The sequence below is a fragment of the Pseudomonas sp. CP4 genome (genome assembly GCF_047758505.1).
GTDB lineage: Bacteria > Pseudomonadota > Gammaproteobacteria > Pseudomonadales > Pseudomonadaceae > Aquipseudomonas > Aquipseudomonas fluorescens_AO.
Genome location: NZ_CP180489.1, coordinates 3,663,301 through 3,680,888, shown reverse-complemented (window position 1 = coordinate 3,680,888; position 17,588 = coordinate 3,663,301). Strand labels below are relative to the sequence as shown.

Annotated in this window: 16 protein-coding genes; 3 read left to right on the top strand and 13 right to left on the bottom strand. The window is 61.9% G+C overall.

Annotated features, from left to right (window positions below; genetic code table 11):
• Nucleotides 1-112 precede the first annotated feature (112 nt).
• The 7 genes from ACMYUN_RS16420 to ACMYUN_RS16390 form a co-directional block, all read right to left on the bottom strand.
• Nucleotides 113-667, bottom strand: a complete 555-nt coding sequence (locus ACMYUN_RS16420; protein WP_415761143.1) for a phosphonate degradation HD-domain oxygenase — start codon at nt 665-667, stop codon at nt 113-115.
• Nucleotides 664-1,797, bottom strand: coding sequence for a TIGR03364 family FAD-dependent oxidoreductase (locus tag ACMYUN_RS16415; protein WP_415761142.1), 1,134 nt, complete (start codon nt 1,795-1,797; stop codon nt 664-666). Before ACMYUN_RS16415 ends, ACMYUN_RS16420 begins: the two co-directional genes overlap by 4 nt.
• A 118-nt stretch (nt 1,798-1,915) precedes the next feature.
• Nucleotides 1,916-2,941: a putative 2-aminoethylphosphonate ABC transporter substrate-binding protein gene (locus ACMYUN_RS16410; RefSeq protein WP_039757513.1), complete on the bottom strand. Its 1,026-nt coding sequence runs from the start codon at nt 2,939-2,941 to the stop codon at nt 1,916-1,918.
• 37 nt (nt 2,942-2,978) lie between these two features.
• Nucleotides 2,979-4,703, bottom strand: coding sequence for a putative 2-aminoethylphosphonate ABC transporter permease subunit (locus ACMYUN_RS16405; protein ID WP_415761141.1), 1,725 nt, complete (start codon nt 4,701-4,703; stop codon nt 2,979-2,981).
• The gene (locus ACMYUN_RS16400; protein WP_415761140.1) at nt 4,703-5,779 is read right to left on the bottom strand and encodes a putative 2-aminoethylphosphonate ABC transporter ATP-binding protein; all 1,077 of its coding nucleotides are present in this window, start codon (nt 5,777-5,779) and stop codon (nt 4,703-4,705) included. Before ACMYUN_RS16400 ends, ACMYUN_RS16405 begins: the two co-directional genes overlap by 1 nt.
• Nucleotides 5,780-5,923: 144 nt before the next feature.
• Nucleotides 5,924-6,787 carry a LysR family transcriptional regulator gene (locus ACMYUN_RS16395; RefSeq protein WP_415763979.1) on the bottom strand — a complete coding sequence of 288 codons (864 nt, stop codon included), beginning with the start codon at nt 6,785-6,787 and terminating at the stop codon, nt 5,924-5,926.
• Nucleotides 6,788-6,802: 15 nt separating this feature from the next.
• Nucleotides 6,803-9,109, bottom strand: coding sequence for a heavy metal translocating P-type ATPase (locus tag ACMYUN_RS16390; RefSeq protein ID WP_415761139.1), 2,307 nt, complete (start codon nt 9,107-9,109; stop codon nt 6,803-6,805).
• A gap of 85 nt (nt 9,110-9,194) precedes the next feature.
• On the opposite strand from ACMYUN_RS16390, the gene cadR reads away from it, so the two are divergent.
• Nucleotides 9,195-9,644, top strand: a complete 450-nt coding sequence (gene cadR, locus ACMYUN_RS16385; RefSeq protein WP_401213519.1) for a Cd(II)/Pb(II)-responsive transcriptional regulator — start codon at nt 9,195-9,197, stop codon at nt 9,642-9,644.
• Nucleotides 9,645-9,772: 128 nt separating this feature from the next.
• On the opposite strand, the gene ACMYUN_RS16380 is transcribed toward cadR, so the two are convergent.
• The 3 genes from ACMYUN_RS16380 to ACMYUN_RS16370 form a co-directional block, all read right to left on the bottom strand.
• Entirely contained in the window at nt 9,773-10,744 is a 972-nt protein-coding gene (locus ACMYUN_RS16380) for a thymidylate synthase (RefSeq protein WP_160769644.1), read from the bottom strand.
• A gap of 50 nt (nt 10,745-10,794) precedes the next feature.
• Entirely contained in the window at nt 10,795-11,610 is an 816-nt protein-coding gene (lgt, locus tag ACMYUN_RS16375; RefSeq protein WP_016772683.1) for a prolipoprotein diacylglyceryl transferase, read from the bottom strand.
• 79 nt (nt 11,611-11,689) lie between these two features.
• Nucleotides 11,690-12,472 carry a sulfite exporter TauE/SafE family protein gene (locus tag ACMYUN_RS16370; RefSeq protein ID WP_039757504.1) on the bottom strand — a complete coding sequence of 261 codons (783 nt, stop codon included), beginning with the start codon at nt 12,470-12,472 and terminating at the stop codon, nt 11,690-11,692.
• A 130-nt stretch (nt 12,473-12,602) separates the two neighbouring features.
• On the opposite strand from ACMYUN_RS16370, the gene ACMYUN_RS16365 reads away from it, so the two are divergent.
• Nucleotides 12,603-13,364: an NRDE family protein gene (locus ACMYUN_RS16365; protein ID WP_415761138.1), complete on the top strand. Its 762-nt coding sequence runs from the start codon at nt 12,603-12,605 to the stop codon at nt 13,362-13,364.
• Between the two features lie 93 nt (nt 13,365-13,457).
• On the opposite strand, the gene ptsP is transcribed toward ACMYUN_RS16365, so the two are convergent.
• On the bottom strand, nt 13,458-15,737 hold the full coding sequence (gene ptsP / locus ACMYUN_RS16360) for a phosphoenolpyruvate--protein phosphotransferase (RefSeq protein WP_024014698.1): 2,280 nt from the start codon (nt 15,735-15,737) through the stop codon (nt 13,458-13,460).
• 22 nt (nt 15,738-15,759) lie between these two features.
• On the bottom strand, nt 15,760-16,239 hold the full coding sequence (locus ACMYUN_RS16355) for an RNA pyrophosphohydrolase (protein WP_003229203.1): 480 nt from the start codon (nt 16,237-16,239) through the stop codon (nt 15,760-15,762).
• 143 nt (nt 16,240-16,382) lie between these two features.
• Here ACMYUN_RS16355 and ACMYUN_RS16350 point away from each other — a divergent pair, with 143 nt between their 5' ends.
• Nucleotides 16,383-17,039, top strand: coding sequence for an HAD family hydrolase (locus ACMYUN_RS16350; RefSeq protein ID WP_415761137.1), 657 nt, complete (start codon nt 16,383-16,385; stop codon nt 17,037-17,039).
• A gap of 120 nt (nt 17,040-17,159) precedes the next feature.
• Here the strand turns inward: ACMYUN_RS16350 and ACMYUN_RS16345 are convergent, their stop codons facing one another.
• Nucleotides 17,160-17,573 (bottom strand): DUF2269 family protein, encoded by a 414-nt coding sequence (locus tag ACMYUN_RS16345; protein WP_415761136.1) that lies wholly within the window; start codon nt 17,571-17,573, stop codon nt 17,160-17,162.
• Nucleotides 17,574-17,588: the final 15 nt, after the last annotated feature.

Below are 17,588 nucleotides of genomic sequence, written 5' to 3'. Positions count from 1 at the left end.
TCTTAGCCGGCCTCTTCGCGAGCAAGCTCGCTCCCACATTGGATCGTGGTCACAACACAAAACCCTGTGGGAGCGAGCTTGCTCGCGAATGGCGCGACTCGGGTTACTTGGATTACGCCGCCAGCAGCCGCGCCGCCTTCTCCTTCAGCAAACCGAGATCCATCACCGGCACCGCCCTCTCCTTCGCCAACTCATCCCAGCGCCGCATGCGCAAACTCAGCGCACACAACGGATCAGCCTCGAACGCATCCGCCTCAGCCGCGCTCATTACCCCGCCCTGATATTCCAGCGTCCTGCGACTCGCCTCACTCAACCGCGCGTAATACCCCGGCTCGCGCAAGGTCAGATAGCGCTTGGCCTGGACGTGATATTCCACCAGTCGCGCCAGCCGTTCGCTGAAACCTGCCTCGCGCAGATAATCCGCCCCGAGCCGCTCATGGCTGACCACGCCATAGCCGCCCATGTTTTCTGCGCCCTCGGCACATAGATGGCCGATGTCATGAAAGAACGCCGCCAGCACCACTTCATCGTCACAGCCTTCAGCCATGGCCAGTTCTGCGGTTTGGGACATGTGCTCGAATTGCGACACCGGTTCGCCGATGTAATCGCTGGCGCCGAAGCGTTCATACAGGCCGAACACCCGCGCGATCACCTGGTCGTGATTCATGCCTCCTCCAGTAGCTGCGCGACGTTGCGTTCGGCCAGCGCCGGGCCGACGCTCATGCCGACGCCGGTGTGCATCAGCGCCACGCTCAGGCCCGGTGCCGGACGCAGGAACGAGAACGGGCCCGGTCCGCGAGCGCCATAAACGCCCTGCCAGCGCTCGACCACTTGAACCTTGCAGCCCAGCGTCTGCTCGGCGAGTTCGAGCATCCAGTTGTCGACCTGCTCAGCGTTGAACGGTGAAGCATCGCTGCCGTAATGATGCGAATCGCCGATGATCAGTTCGCCATACGGCGTCGGGCTGATCAGCAGGTGAATGCCGTTGGCGTGCAGGTGCGGTTGTTCACGGAGAATCTGCGCCTGCACCGCTGCGGCTTGCGGCAAATCGGCGAAAGCGCCGTAGTGCACGCAGCTCAGGCCGGTGAGCACGGCGTGTTGCAGGTTCAACTCGATGCTTGGTCTGGCGCGGAGCATTTGCAAACGACAGATCTGCGGATTGAGCGCAGCAATCGGCTCGGCCAGCAAGGTCTGATAGTCGTGGCCGGAGCAGACGATGATCTGCTTGGCGCAGAACTCACCGGCAGTGCTGCGCAGTCGCCCCGGCTCGACGTCGCGCACCAGCGTGGAAAAGTGAAACTCGACGCCGAGCTCGCGGCGCAAATAATCGATCAGCGCCGGAATCGCTTCGCGCGAGTACAACTGCTGATCATCGACACCGTGCAGCGCGGCGCGGTGATGGCTGAACTGGCCGCCATACAGATCACGCAACGCCGCGCCGCGCAGCAGCTCGACGTCGTAGCCATGCTCGACGGCACGGCCGGCGCAGAAGGCTTCGAGCAGGTGTTCTTCGGCTTCGCTGCGGGCGAACAGGTACGAGCCGTTGCGCTTGATCTGCAGGCCGGCCAGTTGCGCCCAGTCGCCCCAGATCTCGCGGCTGGCCTTGGCCAGGTCGAGCATGATGCCGGGCGGCTGACCGGTGACCAGCGCCTGGCCGAAGTTGCGCACCGAAGCGCCGAGGGGCGTGGCGGTGCGTTCGAATACCGCGACTTTCAGGCCGCGTTTGGCGGCGGCGTAGGCGTGGGACAGACCGAGGATGCCGGCGCCGATGATGAGCAGGTCTTTGGGTTGTGTCATGGAGAGGTGCTCTGAATGAGAAACCGCTTTCGCGAGCAGGCTCGCTCCCACAGGGGACAGCATTGCAACTGTGGGAGCGAGCCTGCTCGCGAAGGGGCCTTGTCAGTCGATAAAGATCTTACTTGGCGACAACTTTTTCGGACTTGCCGTCATACCGCTTGCGCCATTCAGCCAGGATCTCGTCGCGATTCTTCGAGGCCCAGGCAAAGTCGTTCTTGATCAGGCGCTGCTCATAGTCGGCGGGCAATTCGGTTTGCGGCTTGGCAATCCCCGGCTGGGCGAGCACGGCGAAGTTTTCCTTGTACAGATCCATCGCCTCGGCGCTGGCGGAGAAATCGGCGAGCTTCTTCGCCGCTTCTTCATGCGGTGTGCCTTTAATCACCGCCGTCGCTTCGATCTCCCAGCCCAGACCTTCCTTCGGCAGGATGATGTCCAGCGGCGCGCCCTGGCGTTTCAACTGTACGGCTGGATATTCAAAGGAAATCCCGATCGGAAACTCCCCCGCCGCCGCCAGTTTGCACGGTTTGGAACCTGAGTGAACGTACTGGCCGATGTTCTGGTGCAAGCCGTCCATGTAGGCCCAGCCCTGCTTCTCGCCAAAGGTTTGCAGCCAGGCGCTGACGTCGAGGAAACCGGTGCCGGACGACGCCGGGTTGGGCATGACGATCTTGCCCTTGTACTCAGGCTTGGTCAGGTCCTGCCAGCTCACCGGTTTGCTCAGCCCCTGCTTCTCGGCTTCGACAGTGTTGAAGCAGATGGTCGCGGCCCAGACGTCCATGCCGACCCAGGCTGGCGGGTTGGCGGCGTCGCGGTAATTCGCGCCGATCTTGCCCAGATCCTTCGGCGCATAACTTTGCAGCATGCCTTGCTGATCGAGAATCGCCAGGCTCGACGCGGCCAGGCCCCATACGGCGTCGGCCTGCGGACGAGCCTTTTCGGCGAGCAGTTTGGCGGTGATGATCCCGGTGGAATCGCGCACCCACTTGATCGCGACGTCCGGGTTGGCCTTTTCGAAAGCGTCCTTGTAGGACTTCAGTTGTTCGGCTTCGAGGGCGGTGTACACCGTCAACTCGGTTTTTGCCGCGAAGGCATTCAGGCTGAAAGTCGCGAGCACAGCAGCGGCCAGGGCCATAGGCTTGAACATGAGCGTTTTCCTGTAGATGAGTTGATCGGGTTTGCAATCAGTGACCGGGCGCGGTTTGCCGCCAGGCCTGGGAGCGGCGCAACAGGCCGCGCGAAGCCCACGCCAGCAGCAAGGACACGCCGGCCGAGGTGAACAGAATCAGGGTCGACATCGCTGCAGCACCGCCGACGTTGCCGGCGTCGTCCATGTTCAGCACCGCCACTGCCGCGAGAATGGTGTCGGGGCTGTAGAGAAAGATCGCAGCGGAAACCGTGGTCATCGCCGAGACGAACAGGTAGCGCACGATGTCGAGCAGCGCCGGCAGGCAGATCGGCACGGTGACACGCAGGTAATGCCGGTACAGCGGCGCCTTCAGTGACAGCGCGGCGGCTTCGAACTCGGCGTCGAGCTGGCGCAGCGCGGTGGTCGCGGTCATTTGTGCGGTGGTCAGATAGTGCGCAATGGTGCAGACGATCAGCAGCGTCATCGTCCCGTAGAGCACGTGCAGCGGGTTGCCTGTCAGGTTGAAGAAAAAGACGTAACCCAGGCCAAGCACCAGCCCCGGCACCGCCATCGGCACGAAGCTGAGCATGCGCAAAGCAAGGTTGAGCCCGCGCTGAGTGCGGGTTTTCTCCATCAGATAGGCGCCAGTGAAAATCAGCACGCTGCCAATCAGCGCCGTGCCCAGCGCCATTTTCAGACTGTTGCTGTAGGCGAGCCAGCCACCGCCGGCGGTCTCGTTGAACTGATAGTGGTTGAGCGACAGCGACAGGTTGTACGGCCAGAATTTCACCAGCGAGGAGAACACCGCCATGCCGAACACCAGCAGCAGCGCGGCGCAGATCAGCAAAACGATCGCCAGATAGCAGCCGTCGCGCAGCCTCGATGGCAGCGGTTTGAACACCTGCGCGCGCCCGCTCATGGAGTCGCCGTGACGCCGACGCAACCACGCATCGACACCGAAACTGAACAGCGCCGGCAGCAACAGCACCATGCCGATCAACGCGCCGCGACCGAATTGTTGCTGGCCGACCACGGCTTTGTAGGCTTCCAGCGCCAACACTTGATAATCGCCACCGACCACCACCGGCACACCGAAATCGGTGATGGTCAGGGTGAACACCAGACAGAACGCCGCAAACACCGCTTGGCGGGTCGCCGGCCAAGTGATGCTGCGAAACGCCTTGGCCGGACTGGCGCCCATGCTCGATGCGGCATCGAACAAACGTGCATCGGCCAGCGACAATGCCGAGAGCAAAATCATCAGCGCATGGGGAAAGGTGTAGATCACCTCGCCGAGCACGATGCCCCAGAACCCGTAGATATTGTCCGAGAGCAGCCCACGCAGCATGCCTTGGTTGCCGAACAGATAGACCAGCGCAATCCCCGGTAGCATCGACGGCGCCATCAGCGGCAGCAACGAGATACCGCGCCAGATGCCTTTGCCCGGAATCAGCGTGCGTTGCAGCGCGTAGGCAAACAGGTAGGCCAGCGGTACGACAATGGCCGCAACGCTGAGGGACACTTTCAGGCTGTTGCCGAGGAGCCAGTGGAAATTGGCGCTGGTCACCAACTCCTTCGCCGCGAGCCAGCCACCGCCCTGCCCGGCGTCATTGCTGAAGCCGCGCCAGAAAATCGCCAGCAATGGCATCAGTACCGCGAGGCCGAGCGATACCAGCAGGAGGACTTTGCCGCCGAGCACGAACAGGCGATCGCCGATCTCGGCTTTCGAAGACTGTCGCACCTGCTTGTGCGGTAGCGGCAGCGCGAGGTTGCTGTTCATCAGGCGAACACCTGCAAACTGCGCGGCGGCAAGGCGACCATGATCTGCTGGGCGCCCAGGCGCGGCATGGCTTCTGGTGCGAGCTCGGCGAGCAGCGCATGGCCCGGCAATTGATCGAGTTCGAAGCTCATCCGGCAGCGGTTGCCGAGGAAAGTGATTTCGCGAACCTTGGCGGGGAACAGGTTCTCTTCGTGTACCAGCGGGTTGACGTTGATCGCCTCCGGGCGGCAGAACAGTCGACCCGATGCGCCGTGCACGCTGCCATCGGCCAGACGCAGATTCATCCCGCCGACCTGGGCGTGACTGTCACTGCTGCGCTGAAACGGCAGCCAGTTGCCCTGGCCGACAAACTCGGCCACGAACGGCGTGGCCGGGCGGTTGTAGATTTCCTGCGGCGTGGCGTACTGCTCGACGCGGCCGTTGTTCATCACTGCGATGCGATCGGCCATCAACATCGCTTCGTCCTGATTGTGCGTGACCATCAGCGTGGTGATGCCGAGATTGCGTTGCAGCTGACGCAGCTCGGTGCATAGATGCTCGCGCACCCGCGCGTCGAGGGCCGACATCGGTTCATCAAGCAACAGCAGCGAAGGGGCCGGAGCCAATGCGCGAGCGAGTGCTACTCGCTGTTGCTGACCGCCGGACAATTGGCCGGGGTACTTTTTCTCACTGCCGCTGAGGCTGACCAGCTCCAGCATCTGACCAACACGCCGGCGCACTTCATCGCGACCGCTGCCGGCAAGGCCGTAGGCAATGTTCGCCTCGACCGTCAGATTGGGGAACAACGCGTAGGACTGGAACAGGATCCCGTAATCCCGCGCTTGCGGGGCAAGATGCGAGACATCGCGATCGCCCAGGTACAGCTCGCCACTGTCCTGCTGCTCCAGCCCGGCAATGCAGCGCAACAATGTGGTCTTGCCACAGCCCGACGGGCCGAGCAGACACACCAGTTCGCCGGCGGCGACGTCGAGGGAAACGTTATCCAGCGCAGTGAACGCACCGAAACGCTTGTGCACGCCGCGCACTTTCATCGGCGCGCCGGGGTTGGTCAGGGCAGTTGCGATGGCAGGATTCATGGACGGACCTCATCAAGCAGATGAGGCCAATCCTAGAGTTGTAATGCGTCCGTCATGTGGCAGCGAGGCAAAAACGGCTGATAGTGGTATTCGGGGATTTTGGTTCGCCGCCGATCGTTCCCACGCTCCGCGTGGGAACGATCATTACGCGGGAGACATCTCTTGGGCCAAGCCTAGGAACGCCGCCGGCAACCGCGCACCCTTGCGCTCTTTGAGGCAATACAGATACTCCGGAATCTGCGGCGCATTCTCGATGGTCAGCACCCTCAGTTGCGGATCATGCGGCACCTCCTGGCGGGCAATGATGCTGATGCCGATATTGCGCAGCACGGCTTCACGGATCGACTCGCGGCTACCAATTTCCAGCAACGGCCCGAAGCTGACCCCGGCGCTGGCCAGCAACTCTTCGGTCAAGCGCCGCGTGGTCGAACCCGGCTCGCGCATCAACAACGTATGCCCGGCCAGCGCACTCAGCGTCACATGTTCCTGCGCCGCCAACGGATGATTGCGATGCACCGCCAGCACCAGCGGATCGGTGCCGAGTACCCGGCGAATCAGCCGCGCATCGTCGAGCAGCTGCGACGAGGCCGCGACATCCACGCGGTAATCCTCCAGCGCTTCCAGCACCTGCTGCGAATTGCCGATTTCCACCGACACTTCCACCTGCGGCAAACGCTCGCGGAAGGTCTTCACCAGATCGAGAATGTAATACGGCGCGGTGGCGGCAATGCGCAGCGCGCCCTGCACCTGACCGCTGTTGCGCAGGAAGAACTCGATGTCCGCCTCTTGCTGCAGCAGCACCTTGACCATCGGCAGCAAGCGCGCGCCTTCGTCACTGACACTTAAACGGCGCCCGCCACGGTAGAACAGTTCCACCGAATACTGACTCTCCAGATTGCGGATCTGCGTGGTCACGGTCGGTTGGCTGAGGCCGAGTTTTTTCGCCGCCAGCGTAATGCTGCCCAGGCGGGCGACCATGTAAAACGCTTTCAGCTCGGCACTCAGCACAACCATCCCTCACGTTTATTTGCGCAGCAGGCGCAAACCGTTGAACACCACCAGCAGGCTCACGCCCATATCGGCAAACACCGCCATCCACATGGTGGCGAGCCCGGCGAAGGTTACCGCAAGAAAGATCGCCTTGATCACCAGCGCCAGTGCGATGTTCTGTTTGAGGATGCTCGCGGTGTTGCGCGACAGGCTGATGAACGCAGGGATCTTGCGCAGATCGTCGTCCATCAAGGCGACATCGGCGGTCTCGATCGCGGTGTCGGTGCCGGCGGCGGCCATGGCGAAACCGATCTCGGCACGGGCCAATGCCGGGGCGTCATTGATGCCGTCGCCGACCATACCGACCCGGTGACCCTGCTTGTACAGATCTTCAACGGCTTGCAGCTTGTCGGTCGGCAGCAAATCGCCGCGCGCCTCGTCGATCCCGACCTGGGCGGCAATCGCTTGCGCGGTGTGGACGTTGTCGCCGGTCAGCATCAGGGTTTTCACCCCGAGCTCATGCAACTGGCGAATCGCTTCGCGGCTGGTTTCCTTGACCGTGTCGGCCACGGCGAACAGCGCCAGCGGGCCTGAGTGGTCGAGCAGCAGCACCACGGATTTGCCCTGTTTTTCCAGCGCGAACAGCTTCTCTTCCAGTTGCGGCGAGCAAAGGCCCAATTCTTCAACCAGACGATGATTGCCCAGGTGATAGGTCTGGCCATTGATGTCGCCTTTAACACCGCGCCCGCCCAGTGCCTCGAAGTTGTCCACAGGCAGTGCGCTTAAATTTTTATCCACAGCGGCATTGGAAATCGCCAGCGACACCGGATGATCGGAGCGCCCGGCCAGCGCGGCAGCGATGGCCGGCGCGCTGGCATCGGCTGTCGGATCAAGCGACAGGTAATCGGTCTGCACCGGTTTGCCGTGGGTGATGGTGCCGGTTTTATCAAGCGCCAGGTAATCGAGCTTGAAGCCGCCCTCCAGATACACGCCGCCCTTGACCAGAATGCCCTTGCGCGCCGCCGCCGCGAGGCCGCTGACGATGGTCACCGGCGTGGAAATCACCAGTGCGCACGGGCAGGCAACCACCAGCAACACCAGCGCGCGGTAGATCCAGTCGAACCAAGCCGCGCCCATGAACAACGGCGGGATCACCGCCACCGCCAAAGCGAAGACGAATACCGCTGGGGTATAAACTTTCGAGAATTGATCAACGAAGCGCTGAGTCGGCGCCCGCGCGCCCTGGGCCTGTTCGACGGCGTGAATGATCCGCGCCAGCGTCGAATTGTTCGCCGCTGCGGTCACCGTATATTCCAGCGACCCGGCCTGATTGATCGTGCCTGCGAAGACTTTGTCTCCGATGGTTTTCTCCACCGGCAAGCTTTCCCCGGTGATCGGTGCCTGATCGATGGTCGAGCTGCCACTGATCACCGCGCCGTCGAGCGCAATGCGCTCGCCGGGTTTCACCCGCACACGGGCGCCCAGTTCGACGCTTTTTACCTCTTGTTCGCGCCAGTTGCCGTCAGCCTGCAATACCGTGGCTTGCTCGGGAGTCATTTGCATCAAACCACTGATCGCATTGCGCGCGCGGTCCAGCGAGCGTGCTTCGATCAGCTCGGCGACGGTGAACAGGAACATCACCATCGCCGCTTCCGGCCACTGACCGATGAGGATGGCGCCGGTTACGGCGATGCTCATCAGCGCATTGATGTTGAGGTTAAGGTTCTTCAGGGCGATCCAGCCCTTTTTATAAGTGCCGAGGCCGCCGCTGAGGATCGACACCAGCGCAACGACTGCCACCACCCAGTCCGGCGCGACGCTGGTGAAATGAATGACTTCGGCGCCCAGCGCGGTCAGGCCGGACAGCGCCAGTGGCCACCAGTGTTTTTTCACCGCAGCCGGGGCCGGCGCATCGACGCCCGCCTCCAGCGGCTCGGCGTGCATGCCGAGGGATTTGATCGCCTCGGTGATCGGCTCGGTACCCGGCAGATTGTGGGTCACGCCAAGCACGCGGTTGATCAGATTGAATTCCAGCTGCTGCACACCGGCCAGTTTGGCGAGCTTGTTCTGGATCAGCGTCTGCTCGGTCGGGCAGTCCATCGCCTCGATGCGGAAACTGCTCAGGCGCGCATCATCGCTGGTCTTTTCGCTCAATTGCACCAAGGCAGGCGCTGCGGCTTTCGACGAGCAGCAGGAATCTTCGTGCGAATGGACCGGGGCCGGCGCAGCTTTCGAAGCGCAGCAGGAATCGCCGCCGTGCTCATGGTTATGCACTGGCTGCAATTTATGACTGTGATCGTGGCCGTCGCCGGGCTTGTGGGTGTGCAGGGAATCGCTCATTGGTCGCGTCCATGAAAGGTGCCTGTTGCCAAGTAAAGACCCTGTAGCCACTATAGGGTCAAGCACCCTTTTGGAGATGGCCGTCATGAAGATCGGCGAACTGGCGAAACTCACCGACTGCGCGGTGGAAACCATCCGCTATTACGAGCGCGAAAATCTCCTGCCGGAACCGGCGCGCAGCGACGGCAACTACCGCGTCTACACCCAGGCCCATGCCGAGCGCCTGACCTTCATCCGCAACTGCCGCACCCTCGACATGACCCTCGAAGAAATCCGCAGCCTCCTTGCCCTGCGCGACAGCCCGCAGGATCAGTGCGAGAGCGTCAATGCGCTGATCGACGAACATATTCAGCACGTGAAGGCGCGAATTGATGGGTTATTGGCGTTGCAGACACAACTGCTCGACCTGCGCCAACGCTGTGGCGAAGGGCCGGCGGCAGATCAATGCGGGATCTTGCAGCGGCTGGAAGTCAGTGGCGGGGTTGTCGCGACCGAAGTTGAACATTCCCATGTGGGCCGTAGCCACGGCCACTGAGCCCTACACAAAGCCAAATGTGGGAGCGGGCTTGCTCGCGAAGGCAGTATGTCAGTCGACATCATCGTTAACTGATACACCGCTTTCGCGAGCAAGCCCGCTCCCACAAGGGTTGTGCGTGAGGACCGTCAGACCGCCATCGGCGCGGTCATCGGCGCATGGTGCTCGTAACCTTCCAGCGAGAAATCGCTCGGCTCCACCAATTCCAGCCACTCTGGCTGGTACACGCCAGTCTTGGCAAACTCCGGTACGCGGTCGGAGATTTTCAGCTTCGGCATGGCAAACGGCTCGCGCTTGAGCTGTTCGTTGAGCATGTCGAGGTGGTTTTCGTAAACGTGCGCATCACCGATGAAATAGGTGAACCAGCGCGGCGTGTAGCCGGTCAGGCGACCGATCAGGCTTAGCAGGGCGGCGCCTTCGGTGAGGTTGAACGGCGTGCCCAGCCCCAGATCGTTGGAGCGGATGTAGAGAGTAAGGGAGATTTCCTTGGTCTCGACGTTCGGGTGGAACTGGTACAGCAGATGGCACGGCGGCAGGGCCATTTCATCGAGCTGGGCGACGTTCCAGCCGTGGAACAGAATGCGCCGGCTGCCCGGATCCTTGATGATCGTGTCGACGCACTGGCGCACCTGATCGATCGCTTTGTACAGCACGACGTAGGCCTGGCCGTCTTCTTCGCCCTGAGCGATCTGCTTGTAGCCGTTGGCCAGGGTTTGTTCAATGGCGGCGGTGTTGCTCAGCGGGATTTGCTTGTACGCCGGCCATTTGCGCCATTGCACGCCGTAGATTTCGCCGAGGTCGTCGTCGCCCTGACGGAACGGATTGGCCAGCCACTGCGCATTTTCGTTGGCGTTCTGGTCCCAGACCTTGCAGCCCAGCGCGCGGAATTCAGCGGCGTTGTTCACGCCACGCAGAAACCCGCACATCTCGCCGATGGCCGATTTGAAGGCCATTTTGCGCGTGGTGATCGCCGGAAAACCTTCCTGCAGGTCGAAACGCAGCATCGCTCCCGGGAAACTGATGGTGTTGATGCCGGTGCGGTTGGCCTGCTTGGTGCCGTTCTTTATGACGTGCGAGACCAGTTCGAGATATTGCTTCATGAGTTACCTGTGTCCTTTGAGCCCCGGCGTCGCGCGCCGGGGTTCGTAGTTTAAGCCGTCGGCGCGAGCGGCGCTGCCGGGGCGCGACGATAGGCCAGCCAGATCAGCAACAGCCCGCCGACAATCATCGGCACGCAGAGCACCTGACCCATGGTCAGCCAGTTCCACGCCAGATAGCCCAACTGCGCATCAGGCACGCGGACGAACTCGACGATGAAACGGAAGATGCCGTAGAACAGCGCGAACATGCCGGAGACCGCCATGGTCGGGCGTGGTTTGCGCGAGAAAATCCACAGGATCAGGAACAGCGCCACGCCTTCGAGGGCGAACTGGTAAAGCTGCGACGGGTGACGCGGCAGTTGCGCCGGATCGCTGAACGGCGGGAACACCATCGCCCATGGCACATCGGTGGCCTTGCCCCACAGCTCGGCGTTGATGAAGTTGCCGATGCGCCCGGCGCCCAGGCCGATCGGCACCATCGGCGCGACGAAGTCCATCAACTGGAAGAACGACTTGCCATTGCGCTTGCCGAACCACAAGGCCGCCAGCATCACGCCGATGAATCCGCCGTGGAACGACATGCCGCCCTTCCACACTTCGAAAATCAGCGTCGGGTTGGCCAGGTACGCGCTCAGATCATAGAACAGCACGTAACCCAGACGGCCGCCGACGATCACGCCCATTGATAGCCAGAACACCAGATCGGAGAGTTTCTCCTTGGTCCAGGTCGGGTCGAAGCGGTTGAGCCGGCGCGACGCCAACAGCCACGCGCCGCCGATGCCGATCAGGTACATCAGACCGTACCAGTGGATTTTCAGCGGACCGATGGCCAGGGCCACCGGGTCGATCTGCGGGTAAGGCAGCATTGCGACTCCTTGTTAGAGTGGAAAGCGAAATTCCCGGGCGACGCTGCCACCTCAGGATTAAGCCAGGATTGCCACGCGGTCAGAGCAGAAAGCTCAAACCCACGCAGAACAGCAAAGCGGCGAACAGCCTTTTCAGCAAGCGCGGCGACAACCTGTGCGCCAGACGCGCGCCGAGCCGAGCAAACACCATGCTGGTCAGGGCGATGCCCAACAATGCCGGCAAATACACAAAACCGAGACTATGGGCCGGCAACAACGGATCGTGCCACCCCAGAATCATGAAACTTGCTGCACTGGCCAGAGCGATCGGCAAGCCGCAGGCCGATGAGGTTGCCACGGCCTGCTGCATCGGCACGCTGCGCCAGGTCAGAAACGGCACGGTCAGCGAGCCGCCACCGATGCCGAAAATCGCCGAGGCCCAGCCAATCACCGTACCAGCGGCAGTCAGACCGAGTTTGCCCGGCACCGTTCGGCTGGCCTTGGGCTTGACGTCCAGCGCCAGTTGCACGGCGATAATCAGTGCGAATACGCCGATGATCTTTTGCAGGTTCGGCCCGGAGATCGCTTCTGCGGTCAGCGCACCGAAACCGGCACCGAGCAGAATGCCCACGGTCATCCAGCGAAAAATCGCCCAGCGCACCGCGCCCCGGCGGTGATGTTCACGTACGGCGTTGACCGAGGTGAAAATGATCGTCGCCAGCGACGTGCCCACCGCCAGGTGCGTGAGAATCGACTGATCGAAACCCTGCAAGGTAAAGCTGAACACCAGCACCGGGACGATGATGATCCCGCCGCCAACGCCAAACAGCCCGGCGAGCACGCCCGCACAGGCGCCGAGCGCCAGGTAGAGCAGAAATTCCATGACCGTCTCCAGCACGCATCGGCAAAACAGGAGCGGCATGTTAACGGATGCGCAGCCTTCTGCTCCACTGGCGATGGATGCACGGACGCCGGATGCGTAGAGTGGGCAAAAAACACACAAGGACCACCTTATGTGCCTGATTGTTTTCGCCTGGCGCCCGGGCCATGCCCAGCCACTGATCGTCGCGGCCAACCGCGACGAGTTCTACGCCCGCCCCAGTCTGCCATTGGCGCCGTGGCCCGAGGCGCCGCAAGTGCATGCCGGGCGTGATCTTGAAGCTGGCGGCACCTGGCTGGGGATCGGCGCCAACGGACGCTTTGCCGCGCTGACCAATATCCGCGATCCGCAACAGCCGCCGGCAACCAAATCCCGGGGTGAACTGGTGGCGCGCTTTCTCACCGGTGATCTGTCGATTGATGATTATTTGAGCGATGTGGTGGGTCGTGCAGCGGAATATGCCGGGTTCAATCTGCTGCTGGGCAACGCCCATGAGCTGTGGCATTTCAATGCGCGGGCGTCAGAGCCGGTGATGTTGGAGCCTGGAGTTTATGGGCTATCCAACGCGGGGCTGGATACGCCGTGGCCGAAACTGCTCAAGGCCAGGGCGGCGTTGAGCGCGGTGCTGGATGATCCGCAGCCTGAGCGGTTGCTGGCCTTGCTGAGCGATGCGCAGACAGCACCCGAGGCGGAGTTGCCGGATACGGGGGTGGGCATGGCGACGGAAGCGTTGTTGTCGAGTGTGTTTATTGCCAGCCAGAGTTATGGCACCCGGGCGAGTACAGCGTTGATCGTGCAGGCAGACGGGACGCGGCGGATGGTAGAGCGCAGTTTTGGGCCGTATGGCGGTCATTTGGGCGAGGTGGAGATTGTGGTTCAGCGGTGCCTGAACTGACGCCTTCGCGAGCAAGCTCGCTCCCACATGGGTTTCGTGATCGATACGAATCCCTGTGGGAGCGAGCCTGCTCGCGAAGAGGACATCAGCCTGTTAGAGAGCCTTGGTCACCACCGGCGAATTCATCTTCGCCAATCCTAGATTCTTCAGCGCCAGTTGCAGCGAGCTGTGGATAACTTGCGGGTTATCGATCTTCATCAGTTCCGCCAGCATCTCCTGCGCCTTGCTCAGGTTCACCTGGCGCAACATCCACTTCACCTTCGGCAGGTTGGTGGCGTTCATCGACAGGCTGTCGAAACCCATCGCCATCAACAACACTGCTGCCGCCGGATCACCGGCCATTTCACCGCAGATACTCACCGGTTTGCCTTCGGCGTGGGCGTCGGTAACCACGGTTTGCAGGGCTTGCAGCACCGCCGGATGCAGATAGTCGTAGAGGTCGGCGACGCGCGGGTTGTTGCGATCGACCGCCAGCAGGTACTGGGTCAGGTCGTTGGAGCCGACGGAGAGGAAATCGACCATCCGCGCCAGTTCCTTGGTCTGGTACACCGCTGCGGGGATTTCGATCATCACGCCGATCGGCGGCATCGGCACATCGGTGCCTTCGTCGCGCACTTCGCCCCAGGCACGGTGGATCAGGTGCAGGGCTTCTTCGAGTTCGTGGGTGCCGGAGATCATCGGCAGCAGAATCCGCAGGTTGTTCAGGCCTTCGCTGGCCTTGAGCATCGCGCGGGTCTGCACGAGGAAGATTTCCGGGTGGTCGAGGGTTACACGGATACCGCGCCAGCCGAGGAACGGGTTGTCTTCCTTGATCGGGAAGTACGACAGCGACTTGTCACCGCCGATGTCGAGGCTGCGCATGGTCACCGGTTGCGGGTGGAACGCGGCGAGCTGTTCACGGTAGATCGCCAGTTGTTCCTTCTCGCTCGGGAAGCGCTGGTTGATCATGAACGGCACTTCGGTGCGGTACAGACCGACCCCTTCGGCGCCACGCTTCTGTGCCCGCGCCACATCGGCGAGCAAACCAGTGTTGACCCACAGCGGCATGCGGTGGCCATCGAGAGTCACGCACGGCAGGTCGCGCAGGGTGTCGAGGCCCAGCGCCAGTTGTTTCTCTTCTTCGACGACTTCGGCGAACTGCTTGCGCAGCACTTCGCTGGGGTTGGTATAGACCTCGCCACGGGTGCCGTCGACGATCATTTCGATGCCGTCGACCTTGGCGTACGGCAGGTCGACCAGGCCCATCACCGTCGGAATGCCCATGGCCCGGGCCAGAATCGCGACGTGGGAGTTACCTGAACCGAGCACCGAGACCAGACCGACCAGCGTGCCTTCCGGTACCTCGCCGAGCATCGCCGGCGTCAGCTCTTCGCTGACCAGAATGGTTTTTTCCGGGTAGACCAGGTTCTGCTGACGCTCTTCCTGCAAATAGGCGAGCAGTCGACGGCCAAGGTCTTTGACGTCCGAGGCGCGCTCGCGCAGGTAGGCGTCATCCATCAGTTCGAAACGGTTGACGTGCTCAGTGACCACCTGACGCAGCGCGCCCTGGGCCCACTGACCGGTCTTGATCACCGTGGTGATTTCGCTGCCCAGCGAGGCATCGTCGAGCATCATCAGGTAGACGTCGAACAGCGCGCGCTCTTCCGGGCGCAGTTGGGTCGCGAGTTTGGCGGACAACGCGCGCATGTCGGCGCGCACGCCTTCGATGGCGGTCTTGAACAGCGCCAGCTCGGCGTTGATATCGGTGATGGTCTTGTCCGGCACCACGTCCAGGTCCGCTGGCGGCAGCATGACCACCGCGGTACCGACGGCCGCACCCGGCGAGCCCGGCACGCCGACGAACTTGGCTTCCTGAATGCCCTTGCCCTGACGGCCCAGACCACGGATCGAACCGGTGGCCTCGGCGTGGGCGATAACGCCGGCGAGCTGCGCGCTCATGGTCACGAGGAAGGCTTCTTCACCTTCGTCGAACTGGCGGCGTTCTTTCTGCTGGATGACCAACACGCCGACGACGCGGCGGTGGTGAATGATCGGTGCACCGAGGAACGAGGCGTAACGCTCTTCACCGGTTTCGGCGAAGTAGCGATAGCGCGGGTGGACCGAAGCGTTCTCGAGGTTCAGGGGTTCTTCACGCGTGCCGACCAGACCGACCAGACCCTCGTTGGGGGCCATGCTGACCTTGCCGATCGAGCGCTTGTTCAAGCCCTCGGTGGCCATCAGGACGAAGCGATTGGTTTCCGGATCAAGCAGGTAGACCGAGCAGACCTGGCTGCCCATGGCCTCTTTGACGCGCAACACAATAATCCCCAACGCCGCCTTGAGATCCTTGGCGGAGTTAACTTCCTGGACGATCTTGCGCAGCGTATTGAGCATGGCTCGGGGTCGAACTCCGTCGTCAGTCGCGCGCTAAAAGGCGCGGGGCAAGCTCTTTGAGAGCGCGTCGATACACCTCGCGCTTGAATGTCACCACCTGGCCCAACGGATACCAATAGCTGACCCAGCGCCAGCCATCGAACTCCGGTTTACCGGTCAGATCCATCCGCACCCGCTGCTCGTTGGAGATCAGGCGCAGGAGAAACCATTTCTGTTTCTGGCCGATGCACAGCGGTTGGCTGTGGGTACGCACCAGGCGTTGCGGCAAACGATAGCGCAACCAGCCTCGGGTACAGGCCAGTATTTCAACATCTTCACGTTCCAGGCCAACTTCTTCGTTCAGCTCGCGGTACAAGGCGTCTTCCGGCGTCTCCTCGGGGTTGATCCCCCCTTGCGGAAACTGCCAGGCGTCCTGATTGATACGGCGAGCCCATAGCACCTGGCCGGCGTCATTCGTCAGAATGATCCCGACATTGGGGCGGAAACCATCGGGGTCGATCACGGCAACAACCTCGCAAACGCATGTCGCCGCATTGTTCCACAAAGCTTGAGCAGGCGGCAACGAAGGTTCCTACCTTATGTGCACTCTTGTGAAAAGACCGTATTCTTGTCGCCTTTTTACTGACTTTTCAGCGGGTAACTGCAATGCGCCTGGCTCTATTCGATTTGGACAACACCCTTCTGGGCGGCGACAGCGATCACGCTTGGGGCGATTATCTGTGCGAGCGCGGCTTCCTCGACCCGATCGCCTACAAGGCGCGCAACGACGAGTTCTATCAGGATTACCTGGCCGGCAAGCTGGACAACGCCGCCTACCTGAACTTCTGCCTGGAAATTCTCGGCCGCACCGAAATGGCCGTGCTCGACGCCTGGCACAGCGATTACATGCGCGACTGCATCGAGCCGATCGTGCTGCCCAAGGCACTCGAGCTGCTGAAAAAGCACCGCGACGCCGGCGACAAACTGGTGATCATCACCGCGACCAACCGTTTCGTGACGGCGCCGATCGCCGTGCGCCTGGGCGTGGAAACCCTGATCGCCACCGAATGCGAAATGATCGACGGCCGCTACAGCGGGCGCAGCACCGACATTCCATGCTTCCGTGAAGGCAAGGTCACACGCCTGAATCGTTGGCTGGAAGAGACCGGGCATTCGCTGGAGGGCAGCTATTTCTATAGCGATTCAATGAATGACCTGCCGTTGCTGGAGCAGGTGGCGAATCCGGTGGCGGTAGACCCGGATCCGAATTTGCGTGCCGAGGCCGAGAAGCGGGGCTGGCCGGTGATCAGTCTGCGCGGCTGAAATGGCCATCGCTGGCAAGCCAGCTCCCACAGGTTTTTCGGGTGGTCACAAAATCTGTGTTCACTGAAAATCCTTGTGGGAGCTGGCTTGCCAGCGATAGGGGCGCCCCGGTCTCAAGCCTTAAACCGGCTTGGCCCCCATCAACCCCGCGATGGCGACAAAGCCGACGCCGCTGACAATCGCCAGCGCCAGATTGAATTTTCGATTGCCCACGCCGGTTGTCCACAGCCGATCCAGCCGGACCAGCAGCCAGACCGCACTGAATGTGGCCACGGCATAGATCACGCTGGACCCCAGAATCCACAATTGGCCCAATGGCCAACCAACCAGATGCACCAGCCACCAGCCGGTGAAAGGCATGCTGAGCATGCCGATCAGCATCAGGCACCAGATGAACAGCCACGGACGGCGCATCGTACTGGCCGGCCCTTCGCTGCGATTACGCCAGGTCAGGACGGCGAGCCCCAGCCCGCTCGCGAGGATGACCACGGTCGCCGCGACGTGGAGGACTTTCAGAGTGGTCAGGGTTTCCATGTCATTCTCTTCCGT

What these genes read in the sequence shown, in the direction of transcription:
- ACMYUN_RS16420 (WP_415761143.1), bottom strand. Translation starts at nt 667, where the DNA reads ATGAATCACGACCAGGTGATCGCGCGGGTGTTCGGCCTGTATGAACGC.
- cadR (WP_401213519.1), top strand. Translation starts at nt 9,195, where the DNA reads ATGAAGATCGGCGAACTGGCGAAACTCACCGACTGCGCGGTGGAAACC.
- ACMYUN_RS16415 (WP_415761142.1), bottom strand. Translation starts at nt 1,797, where the DNA reads ATGACACAACCCAAAGACCTGCTCATCATCGGCGCCGGCATCCTCGGT.
- ACMYUN_RS16350 (WP_415761137.1), top strand. Translation starts at nt 16,383, where the DNA reads ATGCGCCTGGCTCTATTCGATTTGGACAACACCCTTCTGGGCGGCGAC.
- ACMYUN_RS16365 (WP_415761138.1), top strand. Translation starts at nt 12,603, where the DNA reads ATGTGCCTGATTGTTTTCGCCTGGCGCCCGGGCCATGCCCAGCCACTG.
- ACMYUN_RS16390 (WP_415761139.1), bottom strand. Translation starts at nt 9,109, where the DNA reads ATGAGCGATTCCCTGCACACCCACAAGCCCGGCGACGGCCACGATCAC.
- lgt (WP_016772683.1), bottom strand. Translation starts at nt 11,610, where the DNA reads ATGCTGCCTTACCCGCAGATCGACCCGGTGGCCCTGGCCATCGGTCCG.
- ACMYUN_RS16410 (WP_039757513.1), bottom strand. Translation starts at nt 2,941, where the DNA reads ATGTTCAAGCCTATGGCCCTGGCCGCTGCTGTGCTCGCGACTTTCAGC.
- ACMYUN_RS16405 (WP_415761141.1), bottom strand. Translation starts at nt 4,703, where the DNA reads ATGAACAGCAACCTCGCGCTGCCGCTACCGCACAAGCAGGTGCGACAG.
- ptsP (WP_024014698.1), bottom strand. Translation starts at nt 15,737, where the DNA reads ATGCTCAATACGCTGCGCAAGATCGTCCAGGAAGTTAACTCCGCCAAG.
- ACMYUN_RS16345 (WP_415761136.1), bottom strand. Translation starts at nt 17,573, where the DNA reads ATGGAAACCCTGACCACTCTGAAAGTCCTCCACGTCGCGGCGACCGTG.
- ACMYUN_RS16370 (WP_039757504.1), bottom strand. Translation starts at nt 12,472, where the DNA reads ATGGAATTTCTGCTCTACCTGGCGCTCGGCGCCTGTGCGGGCGTGCTC.
- ACMYUN_RS16400 (WP_415761140.1), bottom strand. Translation starts at nt 5,779, where the DNA reads ATGAATCCTGCCATCGCAACTGCCCTGACCAACCCCGGCGCGCCGATG.
- ACMYUN_RS16380 (WP_160769644.1), bottom strand. Translation starts at nt 10,744, where the DNA reads ATGAAGCAATATCTCGAACTGGTCTCGCACGTCATAAAGAACGGCACC.